We start from the raw sequence: 14,806 nt of genomic DNA on the forward strand, positions 1-14,806 counted from the left end.
GCATCAGCGAGAAGTTGCCCCACAGGCTGTAGTCGCCCAGGGCGAAGCCGGTGGTGGTCACTACCGAGGTGACGTTCAGTGCCACATGGCGCAGGGCATCAAGCCAGTGCAGGTTGGTGCTGTACCAGTACCAAGTGCCGAGTACCAGCCAGGTGACCACCAGCATGCCCAGCAAGCCCTGCACCTGCTGGTCGCGGATCAGCGCCTTGCGGTTGCCGCGCAGGGTCGCCACGTAAAGGGTGAACGGCAGGCTGCCCATGATCATCACCACTACCGCGACCCAGTGCACGGCGGGGATATCCCACTTTGCCAGCGACTGGTCGGAGGTGGAGAAACCGCCCGTGGAGATCGCCGACATGGCGTGGTTGATCGCATCGAATGGGCTCATGCCGGCCCACCAGAAGGCCAGCGAACCGAAAATCGAGAAGCCGACGTACACCCCGACGATGGACTTGGCGACCATGTGCGAGCGCGGCATGACCTTTTCCGAGCGGTCGGACGATTCGGTCTGGAACAGGCGCATGCCACCGATGCGCAGCAGTGGCAGGATCGCCACGGCCATGGCGATGAAGCCGATACCGCCAAGCCAGTGCAGCATCGAGCGCCACATCAGGATGCCCGGCGACATGCTGTCGAGGCCACTGAGCACGGTGGCGCCGGTGGCGGTGATGCCCGACATGCTTTCGAAGAAGGCGTCGGTATAGCTGATGTGCTGGGTGAGCAGGAACGGCAGGGCGGCGAATACACACACCACCAGCCAGCTGCAGACGGTCAGCAGGTACATGTCGCGCGGGCGCAGGTGTACATGCTCGGGTCGCCCCTGCACCACCAGGGCCAGGCCGGCGATAAAGGTGATCAGGCTCGACCACAGGAACGACGGCATGTCACCGGTGCGTTCGAAGATCACCAGGGTCGCCATCGGCACGGCCATGCTGACGGCGAGGGTGATCAGGAAGATGCCGATGATGAAACCAATGATCCTTAAGGTCGGCAACGCCATGTGATCTGCTCTGACTCGAAACGGAAGGGCGCCATTCTACCTATGGGTCTGGTGATGTAAACGCTAGAATGGCCGCACATTCAACTGCCAGGAGGGTAGCCGATGGAGGCTCTCGACGCATTGCTCAACCGTGTATCCGTGCCACGCCTGACCGAACCGGCGCCCAATGCCGCCCAGCGCGAGGCGCTGTTCCAGGCTGCCCTGCGGGCACCGGACCATGGCCAGCTGCGGCCGTGGCGTTTCCTCACCATCGAAGGCCAGGGCCGTGAAAAGCTGGGCGAGCTGTTCGCCGAAGCCGTGCAGCAAAAGGGCGATGCCAGCCAGGCTGCCCTGGACAAGGCGCGCGCGATGCCGCTGCGGGCGCCGTTGCTGATCGTGGTGGTTGCCAAGCTTCAGGATCACTTCAAGGTGCCCAAGTCCGAGCAGCGCCTGGCGGCCGGCTGTGCGGCGCACGGGATCCTGATTGCCGCGCATGCGCAGGGCATCGGGGCGGTATGGCGCACTGGCGACATGGCGTTCGATGCCCATGTGCACAAGGGCCTGGGGCTGAACGAGAACGAGGAGCTGATCGGTTACCTGTACGTTGGTACGCCGCTGAACGAACCGCGTACGGCGCCAGTGCTGGAGACTGCCGATTTCGTCAGTGGCTGGGGTGAGTAACGCAGCCTTGGCCTGAAGGCTGGATCAGGGCTGCCGGCCTCTTCGCGGGTGAATCGGATCGCCGCGAAGGGGCCGGGTGCCTTTACATCACATCAACTGCCGGTTGCTTCCGCCAGGGGCAACTCCAGCCTGGCCACAAACCCACCCTGTGGATGATTGTCCAGGACCAGGCTGCCGCCATGGCGCTCCGCCGCCTTGCGCGCGATCGCCAGCCCCAGCCCATGCCCCGGCGCGTCCTGCCCCGGCGCCCGGAAGAACGGCTCGCCAAGCTGCGCCAGATGCTCCACTGCCGCCCCCGGCCCATGGTCACGCACGCTCAACACGATCCGGTCCTGCTCGCGCACGGCGCTGACCTCGATCGGCTGGCCAACCGGGTTGAACCGCAGGGCATTGCGCAGCAGGTTGTCCACGGCACGCTCGATCAGGGTTGGCCAGCCCTGCAAGGTCAGCCCCGGCTGTGCTTCAAGGCGCACCTCTTGGTCCGGCGCACTGAGCAGAGCGTCCTTGCGCACACTCCCCAGCAACGCGTTGATGTCGACCGGTTCGGCATGGGCCTGTTCGGCATCCACCCGTGCCAGGGTGAGGATTTCGCTGATCAGGTCTTCCAGGCGGTCGCATTCGCGGGTCAGGCGCGGCCACAGGCTTTCCCGCTGCTCCGGCCCGGCACGCTCGGCCAGAGCCAGGGCGATACGCAGCCTGGCCAGTGGCGAGCGCAGCTCATGCGAAACGTCGCGCAGCAACTGGCGCTGGCTGCCAAGGGTGCTCTGCAGGCGCGCGCCCATCTTGTTGAAGTCCTTGGCCAACACGCCGAACTCGTCGCGCCGTGCGGCTAGCTGCGCCAGGCTGTTCTGCTGGTAGGTCGACTGGCCCAGGTCATGCACGGCGCCGCGCAGGCGGCTGAGCGGGCGGGTGATGGACAGGGTCACCAGCAGGCTGAACAAAGTCAGCACGACCAGGGCGATCCCCAGCGCACTGAGTGGCCACAGCAGGCTTTCGCGGTGCCAGGCATCCAGCGCCGGGTGGGGGATGCGGTAGATCAGCAGGTAGGTTTCGCCGGTGTCGGGGCTGGTGTATTCCTCGGTCAGCCGACGCCACGGCAAGCGTCGCTCGTCATTGTGCTGGCGCGCCTCGAACGCGGCCGCGCGGCGCGGGAAGGTGCCGGGCACCACGGCTTCCCCACTGTCGTCGAGCACCTGCACGTCGATCTTGTAGCGGTCTTTGCGCCGCTCCAGGAAGTGTTGTGCCGAATCCAGCCCTTCCTGTTCGTAGTGTCTGGCCCACTTGCTGGCCAGCGTATTCAGGCCAGGGTGGCGGCTGAGTATCCAGGCATCCTGGTTGAGCATGTGGCCCAGCAGGATCGACAGGCCTGCAACCAGGGTGATGGCCAGCCAGAAGCTGGCCAGGATGCGCCAGAACAGTGAACGCAAGTGCACCTCCTAAACGGGAAAAGCCCGGCGCGCACTGAGGCGGGCCGGGCATTGGGCGGACAGGTTACTGGGCCTTGTTGCCTTTTTCAGCTTTCCAGGCCTGGAACTCCTGCCATTCGGCTTTCTTGGCGGCGCGTTCCTTTTGCAGTTCGTCGAACTTCTTCTGCTGCTCAGGCTTGAGCAGGTTGCGTACAGCGCTGTCGGTCTTGGCGCGGCTTGCCTGCAGCTCGTCCTTCATGGCTTTCTGGTCGGCGGCCGGCAGCTTGGCCAGGTAGCGCTCGTTGATGTCGCGGCGCTGCTTCATCTGCTCGCCCATCAGCTTGCCGATCTGCTGGCGCTGGTCGCGGCTCAGGTCCAGCTGGTGGAAAGGCGCATCACCGCGGTGATGCGGGCCGTCGTGGCGCGGGCCGCCTTCTGGCATGGCCATGGCAACGGTCGGCAGGGCGGCGGCGAACATCAGGGCGATAAGGGTCTTGCGCATGGTGTCTCTCCTTTCATAGGCCGGTGATTACCGGATGAGCACAGTCTAGGGAGATCACCGTCAAGCGCAGTCAGGGAAGGGTAAAGGCTCGGTAAAGAATGGCCATGACCCGCAAACTACAGGCAGTAGTAATAGCCACGGCTACGCAGGGCGACGATGCGCGGACGGCCATCGGCGTGCGGGCCGATCTTCTTGCGCAGGTTGCTCACGTGCATGTCCAGACTACGGTCGTACAGGGTCAGCTTGCGCCCAAGGCCGATTTGCGCCAGTTCCTGTTTGTCCAGCGGCTCGCCGGGCTGGCGCAGCAGGGCCTCGAGAATGCGGCTTTCGGACAGGGTCAGGGTCATCTCGCGGCCATCGATACTTGCCACGCCACGGGCGGGGCTGTACACCAGGTCGCCCAGTTCTACCTGGCTGGTGGTGGCGGTGGGGTGGCTGCGGCGCAATACCGCGCGCAGGCGAGCGGTGAGCTCACGCGGGTCGCAGGGTTTGGCCAGGTAGTCATCGGCGCCCAGCTCCAGGCCCAGAATACGGTCCAGCGGCTCGCCGCGGGCCGACAGCATCAGTACCGGCAGTTCGGCATGCTCGCTGCGCAGCTGCTTGAGCAGTTCCAGGCCACTGCCATCGGGCAGCATCACATCCAGCACCACTGCTGCAGGGGCATGCTCGGCCAAGGCCTGGCGTGCGCTTACGCCATCGTGACAGGCACGGACGGTAAACCCTTCCTGGGTCAGCCAGCTGCCGAGCAGCTCGCACAGTTCCTGGTCATCATCAATCAGTAACAGCTCGCTCATGACTCACTCAATTCAACCATTGACGGCGGCTATTCGGCCCGCCAGTGGCAAAGATACCGCAGACTGATGGCAACCGTATAACTGCCCGCACCGGTCAGCTTCTTCGCGGGCCCGGCCGCGAGAAGCCGATGCGGTCTCAGATCAAGGCAGCACTTGCTTGAACGGCTTGACCACGACCTTGTCGTACACGCCTGCAGCAATGTAAGGGTCGGCATCGGCCCAGGCCTGCGCCGCAGCCAGCGAATCGAACTCGGCAACGATCAGGCTGCCGCTGAAACCCGCTTCGCCCGGGTCGTTGCTGTCGATGGCCGGGTGTGGGCCGGCCAGCACCACACGGCCTTCGGCCTTCAGCTGCTGCAGGCGCTCGATATGCGCCGGGCGTGCGGCCAGGCGCTTTTCCAGGGAGTTTGCGACGTCGCTGGCGATAATGGCGTAGAGCATGTCAATCCTTGGGTTTGGAGGTAGAGGGGTCATCGTGCATGTGGCGCGACAGGTAAACGCCTTGCGCCACCAGGAAGATCACGGTCATGCCCAGGCTGCCGAACACCTTGAAGTCGACCCAGAATTCCTGAAAGGTGAAGGCGACGAACAGGTTGGCCGCACCGCAGAACAGGAAAAACGCGATCCAGGCCACGTTCAGGCGCGCCCAGATGGCATCGGGCAGGCTCAGGGCATGGCCCATGATGCGCTTGATCAGCACCCGGTCACCGATGAAGTGGCTGCCGGCAAAGGCCAGGGCGAACAGCCAGTTCACCACCGGCGCCTTCCACTTCAGGAAGGTTTCGCTGTGGAAGGTCAGGGTCAGGCCGCCGAACACCAGACAGGCCACCAAGGTCAGCCACTGGCCCTTTTCCAGCTTGCGCTGGCGCAGGAACAGCGCGCCGTAGACCACCAGCGAGCTGATGATCAGCATGGCCGTGGCACTGTAGATGCCGCCGAATTCGAAGCTGTGGCCAGCCACCTCCACAGGGCGCGGATCGAGCTTGTAGACGATGAAGAACAGCAGCAGCGGGATGAAATCGATGAATTGTTTCACAATGGCAGCCAGAATCGGGATGTGACGGCATAATAACAAACATCGAATCCAGCGAAAGCGCTCCTCCATGAATGTTGATCTGCACTGTCACAGCACGGCCTCCGACGGCGCCCTGGCGCCCTCTGTACTGGTTGCCCGCGCCTTTGAACACGGGGTGCAGACGCTGGCCCTGACCGACCACGACACCCTCGAAGGCCTGCCTGAAGCGCGCCAGGCCTGCCGGGACGTGGGCATGCGCTGGGTCAGTGGCGTTGAACTGTCGTGCACCTGGGGTGGTGCAACCATCCACGTGCTGGGCTATGACTTCCCGCTCGACGCGCCGCCTTTGCTGGCAGCGATCGAGGCGTTGCACCGCGGCCGCTGGTTGCGCGCCGAAGAAATCGACAAACGGCTGGCGGCCAAAGGCATGCCCGGCGCGCTGGACGGCGCCCGCGCCGTGCAGCAGGAGCTGGGCGACAGCGGCAACGCCCCGGCGCGCCCGCATTTTGCCGAGTACCTGGTGCGTGCCGGGCACGTCAAGGACCGCGGCGAAGCGTTTCGCAAGTGGCTGGGCGCCGGCAAGCTGGGCGACGTCAAGCAGCATTGGCCGACCCTCGACGAAACCGTTGCCACCCTGCGGCAGTCCAAAGCCTGGGTGAGCCTGGCGCACCCCATGCACTACGACCTGACCCGCAGCAAGCGCAGAAGGCTGATTGCCGACTATATTCAGGCAGGCGGGCAGGCACTTGAAGTGGTCAACGGAATGATGCCAGCCGAGCAGGTGGGCACGATGTCCATCCTCACCCGAGAGTTCGGCCTGCTGGCAAGCGCTGGCAGTGATTTCCACGGCCCCGGCACCTGGGGCGAGATAGGTGCCTACCGGCCCTTGCCCGAGGACCTGCCACCTCTGTGGCGCCGATTCAGCCATGAACAGCCTATGGCGGTATGAACAGGAAGACTACGTGAGCCAATTTTTCCAGATTCATGCGGAAAACCCGCAGGCGCGCCTGATCAAACAGGCCGTCGAGATCATCCGCAAGGGTGGCGTGGTGGTGTACCCGACCGATTCTGCCTATGCGCTCGGTTGCCAGATTGGCGATAAGGGCGCCATCGAGCGGGTCCGGCGCTTGCGCCAGCTTGACAAGCAGCACAACTTCACCCTGTTGTGTTGCGACTTGTCGCAAATGGGGCTGTTCGCCAAGATCGATACTTCCACCTTTCGCCTGCTCAAGGCGCATGTGCCTGGGCCTTATACGTTCATCCTCAACGCGACCCGGGAAGTGCCGCGCCTGCTGATGCACGAAAAGCGCCGCACCATCGGTCTGCGCGTACCGTCCAACCCGATTGTGCTGGCGCTGCTGGAAGAGTTGGGTGAACCGCTGATGAGCGTGAGCCTGATCCTGCCGCCCGAAGAAGAACCGATGACCGACCCGTACGAGATACGCCAGCGCCTGGAGCACCATGTCGACCTGATCATCGATGGCGGTTACGGCGACCTCAAGGCATCGACCATCATTGACCTGACCGGCGATGAGCCTGCGCTGATCCGCGAAGGCTGCGGCGATCCCTCGCCGTTCCTGGTCAGCGCGTGACCCAGGTGGACGCGCCCGAGGCACCGGCCGAACAGGCCGACCTGCCTCGGCAGCTGCAATTGGCGCTGGTCTACGGCGAAGCCCTGACCGAGCTGCCACTGGACCTGTACATCCCGCCAGACGCCCTGGAAGTCATCCTCGAAGCCTTCGAAGGCCCGCTGGACCTGTTGCTGTACCTGATCCGCAAGCAGAACATCGACATCCTCGACATCCCGGTGGCGGAGATCACCCGTCAGTACATGGGCTACGTGGAACTGATGAAGAGCGTGCGCCTGGAGCTGGCCGCCGAGTACCTGGTGATGGCGGCCATGCTCGCCGAGATCAAGTCGCGCATGCTGCTGCCGCGCTCGGCCGACGTCGAGGAGGAGGAGGGCGACCCGCGCGCCGAACTGATCCGCCGCCTGCAGGAGTACGAGCGTTTCAAGGCCGCTGCCGAAGGCATCGACGAGCTACCGCGGCTTGGTCGTGAGGTCGTGGTGCCACGGCTGGAAGCGCCGCAGGCCAAGGTTCGCAAGTTGTTGCCCCAGGTCAGCCTGGAAGAGCTGCTGATGTCCATGGCCGAGGTGATGCGCCGCAATGACCTGTTCGAGAGCCACCAGATCAGCCGCGAGACCTTGTCTACCCGCGAGCGCATGAGCCAGGTGCTGGAACGGCTCAAGGGTGGCGCCTTTGTCCCGTTCGTCGAGCTGTTTTCCGCGGAGGAAGGCAAGCTGGGCGTGGTGGTGACCTTCATGGCGATTCTCGAGCTGGTCAAGGAATCGCTGATTGAACTGCTGCAGAATGAACCTTTCGCCGCCATTCACGTGCGGCTTCGCCCGGCGCTTGTTGAAGAACCTGATGAACCTGAATGAACCCCGCGACCTGGCGTCGCTGATCGAAGCCTTTCTGCTGGCTTCGGGCAAGCCGCAATCACTGGAGCGTCTGTACGAACTGCTTGAAGAGGCCGAACGGCCAGAGCCCAGGGTGTTCAAGCAGGCCCTGGAGGTGCTGGGCAAGTCGTGCAGTGGCCGCGCCTTCGAGCTCAAGGAGGTAGCCAGCGGCTACCGCCTGCAGATTCGCGAGGATTATGCCCCCTGGGTCGGTCGCCTGTGGGAGGAGCGCCCACAGCGCTATTCGCGTGCGCTGCTCGAAACCCTGGCGTTGATCGCCTACCGTCAGCCCATCACCCGTGGCGAGATCGAGGACGTGCGCGGCGTGGCGGTAAACAGCAATATCATCAGGACCATGATGGAGCGCGAGTGGATTCGCGTGGTTGGCTACCGTGAAGTGCCCGGCCGGCCGGCAATGTTCGCCACTACCAAGGCGTTTCTCGACCATTTCAACCTGAAGAGCCTGGAAGACCTGCCGGCTTTGGCCGACCTGCGGGAAATGGAACCTGAGCCGTTGCTGGACCCGGATGATGCGCCGGTGCCGGCACACCTGCAGGCGTTGGCCGATGCCAGCCTTGGTGAAGACGAAGAGCCTGCAGAGCCGAAGGATGAGACCAGTTTCCGCAGCTTGCTGGTGGAGCTGGATGCCATGGAGGAAGGGCTGAAGACCGACTTTGATGATTTGCGGGAAGAGGAGCCTGTGGTGTCGGTGGAAGAACAGGGCAAGGTACAGCCCTGACTCTGCAGTTGCCTGCACCGGCCCTATCGCCGGCAAGCCAGCTCCCACAGGGATCGCACCACTCTCAGGACCTGTGATCTCCATGTGGGAGCTGGCTTGCCGGCGATAGGGCCGGCAGTGCCTCCACATCACCATCTGGCAGAAACCCCTGCCAATGCCCACAAAACCCTCTACGCTCCAGTGCGTTCACCCGCCGAACCGCGTATGATGCGCGGCCTTTTGGCGCATTCGTCGCCAGAAACCTGTTTTCATTCCTACACCGGGAGGTGCCCAGATGAGTGAGCAAAACCTGCAAGATACCGAGATCACCCCTCCATCCGGCGAAAAGCTGCAGAAAGTGCTGGCGCGCATTGGCGTCGGTTCACGCCGTGACGTCGAGGCCTGGATCAGCCAGGGCCGCATCAAGGTCAATGGCGTTGCTGCTACCCTCGGCCAGCGCGTCGACCTGCACGACGCCATTGCCGTGGACGGCAAGCTGATCAAGCGCGAGGAGGCCGCCGAGGCCACCCGCCGGGTGATCATGTACAACAAGCCCGATGGCGAAATCTGCACCCGTGACGACCCGGAAGGCCGCCCGACCGTGTTCGACCGCCTGCCACGGCCAAAAGAAGGCCGCTGGATCAACATCGGTCGCCTCGACATCAACACCACCGGCCTGCTGCTGTTCACCACCGACGGTGAACTGGCCAACCGCCTGATGCACCCGTCCTACGAGATGGACCGTGAGTACGCGGTACGTGTGCGTGGTGAGGTCGACGACGAAATGATCGAGCGCCTGAAAGCCGGCGTAATGCTGGAAGACGGTCCGGCCAAGTTCACCGACATCCAGAAGGCACCGGGTGGCGAAGGCTTCAACCACTGGTACCACTGCGTGGTGATGGAAGGCCGTAACCGTGAAGTACGTCGCCTGTGGGAATCCCAGGGCATGGTGGTCAGCCGCCTGAAGCGCGTGCGTTTCGGCCCGGTATTCCTCAACTCCGACCTGCCGATGGGCCGCTGGCGCGAAATGAGCCAGGGCGAAATCGACATCCTTGCCGCCGAGGTTGGCCTGCAGCCGGTAGCGCTGCCGACCCTGAACCTCAAGGCCAAGGACAAGATGGAGCGCCTGCAGCGCAAATCGTCCCGTCCGCTGGGCCGTGGCGAGCGCGTGCGCAGCCTGCGCCCTGCCCAGGAAGGTGCCGCTGCTGGCGAGCGCCCAGCGCGTCAGCCGCGTGAAGAAGCCCCGCGCAAGGGCAGCCGTGGCAGCGCCGTGGCAGAACGCCCGAGCGATATGCGCAAGCGTCCGGCCAAGCCTGACGGCGCCAAGCCGGCCGGCCGTGGTCGCGGCAAGCCGCGTGGCTGATCAGCCTTTGCGATAGAGAAAACCAGCCTTCGGGCTGGTTTTTTTATGCCTGTTGAGAACCCGGAGCTGCAAAGCAGCCCTAACATACTGAAGCAAAAGAATTTTTTCGGACGACTGGCAAGTTCCCGAACCACGCTGTAAAGAAATCTATACAAACCTGAGCCATTTCACTTCGCATTTCAGAAGATGCCCAATCCTGTAAACAAACCTTGCCGCTACGCCTGCCCCAAACCCGCCGCGCGGCCCTTGCCCACCCTTGCCCAAACCCCCGTACCACGGTGTTATAGCCGCCATTGCCCCGTGCAAGAGCCCGTCCACAGAGCCTGGCTGACAAAACAACAAATGGAGGCGCCATGTACGCCGATCACTCCGCCTTTCAAGGCCCATACCACAGGATCGCTGCGTTTTTTCCCAAGGAAACGATGCAACGCGTTGACGCCTGCGCGTTTGCAGGGGTATACAGTGCGCCGCGTTTTACCTGTGACTCCTTTGCGTACCGCGCACTCTTGATCACGCCCGGCTGATCCGCTTCGGCGGCAACCGAGGTCAAGAAACCCAAGGTAACCACCTTGCCCATTCCGCTGCGCCACGAGCGCGGTGGGTCCGATTCCGTCACAGATAAAAACAATGCAGGTGACTTCGTTCATGAGTGGACAAAACATGCATTCAGGCGAGCTGAAGCGGGGCCTGAAGAACCGTCACATCCAATTGATCGCCCTCGGCGGTGCAATTGGTACCGGCCTGTTCCTCGGTTCGGCAGGCGTGATGAAATCCGCCGGCCCGTCAATGATCCTTGGCTACGCCATCTGCGGCTTCATCGCCTTCATGATCATGCGCCAGCTTGGCGAAATGATCGTCGAAGAGCCGGTGGCCGGCTCGTTCAGCCACTTCGCCCACACCTACTGGGGTGGTTTCGCCGGCTTCCTGTCGGGCTGGAACTGCTGGGTGCTGTACATCCTGGTGGGCATGTCGGAGCTTTCGGCGGTCGGCAAGTATGTTCACTACTGGTGGCCGGAGATCCCCACCTGGGTCACGGCGGCGGCGTTCTTCCTGCTGATCAACGCCATCAACCTGATGAACGTGAAGTTCTTCGGTGAGGCCGAATTCTGGTTTGCCATCATCAAGGTCGTGGCCATTGTCAGCATGATCGGCCTGGGTGCCTACCTGCTCACCAGTGGCAGCGGTGGCCCTGACGCCTCGATCACCAACCTGTGGTCGCACGGTGGCTTCTTCCCGCATGGCGTCAGCGGGCTGGTCATGGCCCTGGCGTTCATCATGTTCTCCTTTGGTGGCCTGGAAATGCTCGGTTTCACCGCTGCCGAGGCCGACAAGCCGAGAACCGTGATCCCCAAGGCCATCAATCAGGTCATCTACCGCATCCTGATCTTCTATGTCGGCGCTTTGGTGGTGCTGCTGTCGCTGACGCCGTGGGACACCCTGGTCGCCAGTATCGACGCTTCGGGTGGCAGCTATGGCAGCAGCCCGTTCGTGCAGGTGTTCTCGCTGCTGGGCAGTGACGTTGCCGCCAACCTGCTCAACTTCGTGGTACTGACTGCGGCGCTGTCGGTGTACAACAGCGGTACCTATTGCAACGCCCGCATGCTGCTGGGCATGGCTGAGCAGGGTGATGCCCCGGCGTCGCTGGCCAAGGTCGACAAACGCGGCGTGCCGGTGCGTTCGATCCTGGTGTCGGCTGCGGTTACCTTGGTTGCCGTGCTGCTCAACTACCTGATGCCGCAAAACGCCCTGGAACTGCTGATGTCGCTGGTGGTGGCCACCTTGGTGATCAACTGGGCGATGATCAGCTACTCGCACCTGAAGTTCCGCCAGCATCTGGACCGCACCGGCCAGAAGCCGCTGTTCAAGGCGCTGTGGTACCCGTACGGCAATTATGTCGTGCTGGCCTTCGTGGTGCTGATCCTTGGCATCATGCTGATGATCCCGGGTATCCAGGTTTCCGTGTATGCAATCCCGGTGTGGCTGTTTGCGATGTTCGTGATCTACATGGTCAAACCGCGACGCAAGGCGCAGGTGCGTGCGGCTGCCGCTAGCGTGGCCAAGTAAGCAGCTGTAGCTGACCACCCAACCCGAAGCCAGGTGACTGGCTTCGGGTTTTTTTTGCCTTGTCCAAAGGTGCCATCGATCGCCGTCCGCATGGGGGGTAATGACAGGTGGCAACCGGATACCGCCTGGTGCAGGTTGCCGCTGCCGATGCTGGAGCTACTCATGAACGGGGTTCCAGGCAGACATGGCTTACGACGATCACTCCACGCAGTCCGATGTGACTGAACAACTGCGCAGCTTTCAGGACAGTTTTATTGCCAGTCGGCTTCCTGGCTGGTTGAAAAAGCTGAACCCGACGCACTTTGCATTGCTGAGCGAGGCATTGCACGCCGGGCTAGCCGCGCGACGCCAGCTCTGCGCAACCTTTTCCAGGGTGCAGGGCATCGATGAGTTTGCGCGCAAACACGTTGCCGCTCAGGTAGGGCTGAATGCGCCGCCGGACAAGCTTTTCCTGCGCCAGTGGTACACCTATTCATCGCCTTCGGTGCATTGGACGACGAGTCGACTACCGATACAAGAGCGCGACTGGTACGACACTCCATTGTTATGGGCGGCATTGCAGAACTTCGGCAAGGACCACATCAGCATGAATGCGGATAGCCTGGTCGATCTGGCGGGGCAGAAAATTGCGCAGCCTTCGGCCAGGGCATTCATTCAGGCGTGCCGCAGCCTTGATATAGGCGGGAAATACCAGAGCCATTTGCAGTCGGTGTTGGAGGCGCCTCGAAGTCGAGGTGAAGGCGAGCACAGCTTCGCTGAGTCGCTGCAAAGGCAGATCCGCTCGATGATGCTGGTCGACGCCTTCAAAGCGCGCTCGGACGGCATTCTCAGCGAACTGCAACTGGAGTGGGTGATCGGTCTCTACCGCCAAGGTCGCCCCGGTCGACTGGCAGGTGCTCCGGTCGTTGCCAAGAAACTGCAGGCACTCGGTTGCGAGCTTCAGCAGATTGTAGTGTTCGATGTGATCGATGAGGGCGTTTTACGTAATACCAGCCAAGCCGTACTGGTTTACATACCTGCGGATCCGCAGGGCCCGTGGAGCGTGAATGACGATCTTGAAGGATTTGCACGCAGGGTGCTGGGGCGTCGCTTGCGCGATGAGCAGTATCGTAAGTTCTTCAGTCGCTTTGTGCGCAGACGTGACAGCCAGCATTTTTTTTCCGAAGTGCAGAAGCGACTGGGCGATGTTGCTGATTTTGCTACCCGAGACCTGGATCAACACATGACCCGTGACCTGGATTCGCTATTCCAGGGGCTAGCGGCCAGGCGGATCAGGCAGATCAAGCATGACGCAGCCATGATTGCGGTGCCTGTAGCCCAGATCGACAGTGCAGCGCAGGCGGAGCATGACCGGCGAATCGCCGCTGAGGGATGGGCGGGATTGACGCTTGCCAGCCTGTTTGTTCCACAGCTGGGAGTTATCTTGCTGGCCGTGATGGCCTGGGACCTGCTGGACGAAACCTTTCAAGCCGCGGCGGGTTGGCGCGAGGGCGACGACGCCGCAGCGCTGGACCATCTGCTCAACGTGGGCAAGACCCTGGCGATGGTGGCAGCGGTGGGTGTTGGAGGTGTTGCCGTGCGGCATGCGTGGCAACGAGCGGTAATGGTCGATGACATGGTGCCTGCTGTATTGGAGGACGGCAGTGAAAAGCTGTGGAACCAGGATCTTGCGCCTTATGTAAGCCAGCCACCACCGGTGACTGCGGTAGTTGATGCGCAGGGGATCTACCGTCAGGACGCGCAAAGCTGGGTTGAGATGGATGGGGCTTACTACCAGGTAAGTGAGCGCGTTGACGGGGAATGGTACCTTCGTCCGCACGCGAATCATTCGCCTCAGCTGGAGCACAATGGCGCCGGGGCATGGCGGCTCTGGAGCGAGCGGCCAGAGCAATGGAGTGATACTCAACGGATGTTCAGCCGACTGGGCGGCCCGTGCGCTCGGCTTCCACGCAGCTTGGTTGATCATGTGATTGCCGTGCATGGCCTCAGCGACCTGCACCTGAGGGCTTTGCACGTTTTTGGCAAGGCGCCCGAAGTTGAGCTGATTGATACGGTAAACCGGTTTTTGATTGCCGAGCGCGTGGCTGATCTGCAGCGATGCTTGCGTTCCGGTGAGCAGATCGCGGACCGGCCTTTGTTGCTCAAAGCGCATGAGCTTCCCGGTGCCGCCGGGTTGGCGGATGAAGGCTTGGCGCAAGTCGTTGCCGATCATCGACGGCAGCTGTTCCAGATGCTCTATGAGCCTTTGGACGTCATGGATGAAACCACTCGCCCTTTGCGGCGGGCTTTTGCCAGCCTGCACCAGCTGGCTGCGCAGCAGGTGCTGGCCGAAGCGAGTGAGGCCCAGCGCACCCAGATGGCCGAATCGGGGCGTGTGCCGCTGGCCATGGCGCTGGCTGCGCGGGAGCGAGTTTTGCGCATAAGGGTGACGCGGGTGGGAGAGGGCTTGTGGATCGACGTGCCGCAGACGTTCGATTTTGCCAGGGCTATCCTCAAGCTTGTGCAGGGGCTGCCTGGCGTGCCTGCTGACAAAAGCTGGCACTTGATAGATGCGCAAGGCCGCTTGGCATTGCCCGCGCCAAGTAACCAGTCCACTGCATCAAGCTTGCTTTACCAGGACGGTGCATTCTGGTTGCGAGATGCGCAGGGCAACGATGAAAGTACACCCGGAGAATTGTTTGAAACCCTGGCCGATGCATTCAGCACAGCAGAGCGTGCTGCCATGGGGATTGCAGAGCCCTTTGCCGTCAACCTTCGGCAAGCAGTGGCAAGGCAGTGGATGACAGGCCGGCAGGACATCGAGAGCCTGTTCGGAGGTGATCA

The 14,806-nt window shown here is 62.5% G+C and carries 14 protein-coding genes; 8 read left to right on the top strand and 6 right to left on the bottom strand.

Annotation, left to right across the window (positions count from 1 at the left end):
* Positions 1–1,000 (bottom strand): TrkH family potassium uptake protein (locus HP547_RS18100; RefSeq protein WP_172287000.1); only part of this gene is annotated, 1,000 nt, incomplete at its 3' end.
* Between the two features lie 102 nt (positions 1,001–1,102).
* On the opposite strand from HP547_RS18100, the gene HP547_RS18105 reads away from it, so the two are divergent.
* Positions 1,103–1,660 (top strand): NAD(P)H nitroreductase, encoded by a 558-nt coding sequence (locus HP547_RS18105; protein ID WP_172222640.1) that lies wholly within the window; start codon positions 1,103–1,105, stop codon positions 1,658–1,660.
* Between the two features lie 92 nt (positions 1,661–1,752).
* On the opposite strand, the gene HP547_RS18110 is transcribed toward HP547_RS18105, so the two are convergent.
* The 5 genes from HP547_RS18110 to HP547_RS18130 all read right to left on the bottom strand — a co-directional run bounded on the left by HP547_RS18110 (position 1,753) and on the right by HP547_RS18130 (position 5,398).
* Positions 1,753–3,093, bottom strand: coding sequence for an ATP-binding protein (locus tag HP547_RS18110; protein ID WP_172287001.1), 1,341 nt, complete (start codon positions 3,091–3,093; stop codon positions 1,753–1,755).
* Positions 3,094–3,151: 58 nt separating this feature from the next.
* Entirely contained in the window at positions 3,152–3,568 is a 417-nt protein-coding gene (locus HP547_RS18115) for a Spy/CpxP family protein refolding chaperone (protein WP_172222642.1), read from the bottom strand.
* A gap of 116 nt (positions 3,569–3,684) precedes the next feature.
* Complete coding sequence (locus HP547_RS18120) at positions 3,685–4,362, bottom strand: response regulator transcription factor (RefSeq protein WP_172287002.1); 678 nt, start codon at positions 4,360–4,362, stop codon at positions 3,685–3,687.
* Between the two features lie 141 nt (positions 4,363–4,503).
* A complete protein-coding gene (locus tag HP547_RS18125; protein ID WP_015271283.1) occupies positions 4,504–4,803 on the bottom strand; it encodes a YciI family protein in 300 nt (99 codons plus the stop codon).
* A 1-nt stretch (position 4,804) separates the two neighbouring features.
* Positions 4,805–5,398 carry a septation protein A gene (locus tag HP547_RS18130; protein WP_372242420.1) on the bottom strand — a complete coding sequence of 198 codons (594 nt, stop codon included), beginning with the start codon at positions 5,396–5,398 and terminating at the stop codon, positions 4,805–4,807.
* Positions 5,399–5,465: 67 nt separating this feature from the next.
* Here HP547_RS18130 and HP547_RS18135 point away from each other — a divergent pair, with 67 nt between their 5' ends.
* The 7 genes from HP547_RS18135 to HP547_RS18165 form a co-directional block, all read left to right on the top strand.
* The gene (locus tag HP547_RS18135) at positions 5,466–6,326 is read left to right on the top strand and encodes a PHP domain-containing protein (protein ID WP_172222648.1); all 861 of its coding nucleotides are present in this window, start codon (positions 5,466–5,468) and stop codon (positions 6,324–6,326) included.
* A gap of 13 nt (positions 6,327–6,339) precedes the next feature.
* A complete protein-coding gene (locus HP547_RS18140; RefSeq protein ID WP_172222650.1) occupies positions 6,340–6,969 on the top strand; it encodes an L-threonylcarbamoyladenylate synthase in 630 nt (209 codons plus the stop codon).
* A gap of 125 nt (positions 6,970–7,094) precedes the next feature.
* Positions 7,095–7,820, top strand: coding sequence for a ScpA family protein (locus HP547_RS18145; RefSeq protein WP_172287004.1), 726 nt, complete (start codon positions 7,095–7,097; stop codon positions 7,818–7,820).
* Positions 7,807–8,577 (top strand): SMC-Scp complex subunit ScpB, encoded by a 771-nt coding sequence (scpB, locus tag HP547_RS18150; RefSeq protein ID WP_172287003.1) that lies wholly within the window; start codon positions 7,807–7,809, stop codon positions 8,575–8,577. Before HP547_RS18145 ends, scpB begins: the two co-directional genes overlap by 14 nt.
* A gap of 274 nt (positions 8,578–8,851) precedes the next feature.
* Positions 8,852–9,919 carry a 23S rRNA pseudouridine(2605) synthase RluB gene (gene rluB, locus HP547_RS18155; RefSeq protein ID WP_172222655.1) on the top strand — a complete coding sequence of 356 codons (1,068 nt, stop codon included), beginning with the start codon at positions 8,852–8,854 and terminating at the stop codon, positions 9,917–9,919.
* Positions 9,920–10,564: 645 nt separating this feature from the next.
* Positions 10,565–11,983 (top strand): amino acid permease, encoded by a 1,419-nt coding sequence (locus HP547_RS18160; protein WP_172222658.1) that lies wholly within the window; start codon positions 10,565–10,567, stop codon positions 11,981–11,983.
* Positions 11,984–12,167: 184 nt separating this feature from the next.
* The coding region (locus HP547_RS18165) for a dermonecrotic toxin domain-containing protein (protein WP_372242903.1) at positions 12,168–14,806 on the top strand (2,639 nt) is incomplete at its 3' end.

The sequence above is a fragment of the Pseudomonas sp. CM27 genome (genome assembly GCF_013179515.1).
Taxonomy (GTDB): domain Bacteria; phylum Pseudomonadota; class Gammaproteobacteria; order Pseudomonadales; family Pseudomonadaceae; genus Aquipseudomonas.

What these genes read in the sequence shown, in the direction of transcription:
- HP547_RS18105 (WP_172222640.1), top strand. Translation starts at nt 1,103, where the DNA reads ATGGAGGCTCTCGACGCATTGCTCAACCGTGTATCCGTGCCACGCCTG.
- HP547_RS18115 (WP_172222642.1), bottom strand. Translation starts at nt 3,568, where the DNA reads ATGCGCAAGACCCTTATCGCCCTGATGTTCGCCGCCGCCCTGCCGACC.
- HP547_RS18120 (WP_172287002.1), bottom strand. Translation starts at nt 4,362, where the DNA reads ATGAGCGAGCTGTTACTGATTGATGATGACCAGGAACTGTGCGAGCTG.
- HP547_RS18125 (WP_015271283.1), bottom strand. Translation starts at nt 4,803, where the DNA reads ATGCTCTACGCCATTATCGCCAGCGACGTCGCAAACTCCCTGGAAAAG.
- HP547_RS18135 (WP_172222648.1), top strand. Translation starts at nt 5,466, where the DNA reads ATGAATGTTGATCTGCACTGTCACAGCACGGCCTCCGACGGCGCCCTG.
- scpB (WP_172287003.1), top strand. Translation starts at nt 7,807, where the DNA reads ATGAACCTGAATGAACCCCGCGACCTGGCGTCGCTGATCGAAGCCTTT.
- rluB (WP_172222655.1), top strand. Translation starts at nt 8,852, where the DNA reads ATGAGTGAGCAAAACCTGCAAGATACCGAGATCACCCCTCCATCCGGC.
- HP547_RS18160 (WP_172222658.1), top strand. Translation starts at nt 10,565, where the DNA reads ATGAGTGGACAAAACATGCATTCAGGCGAGCTGAAGCGGGGCCTGAAG.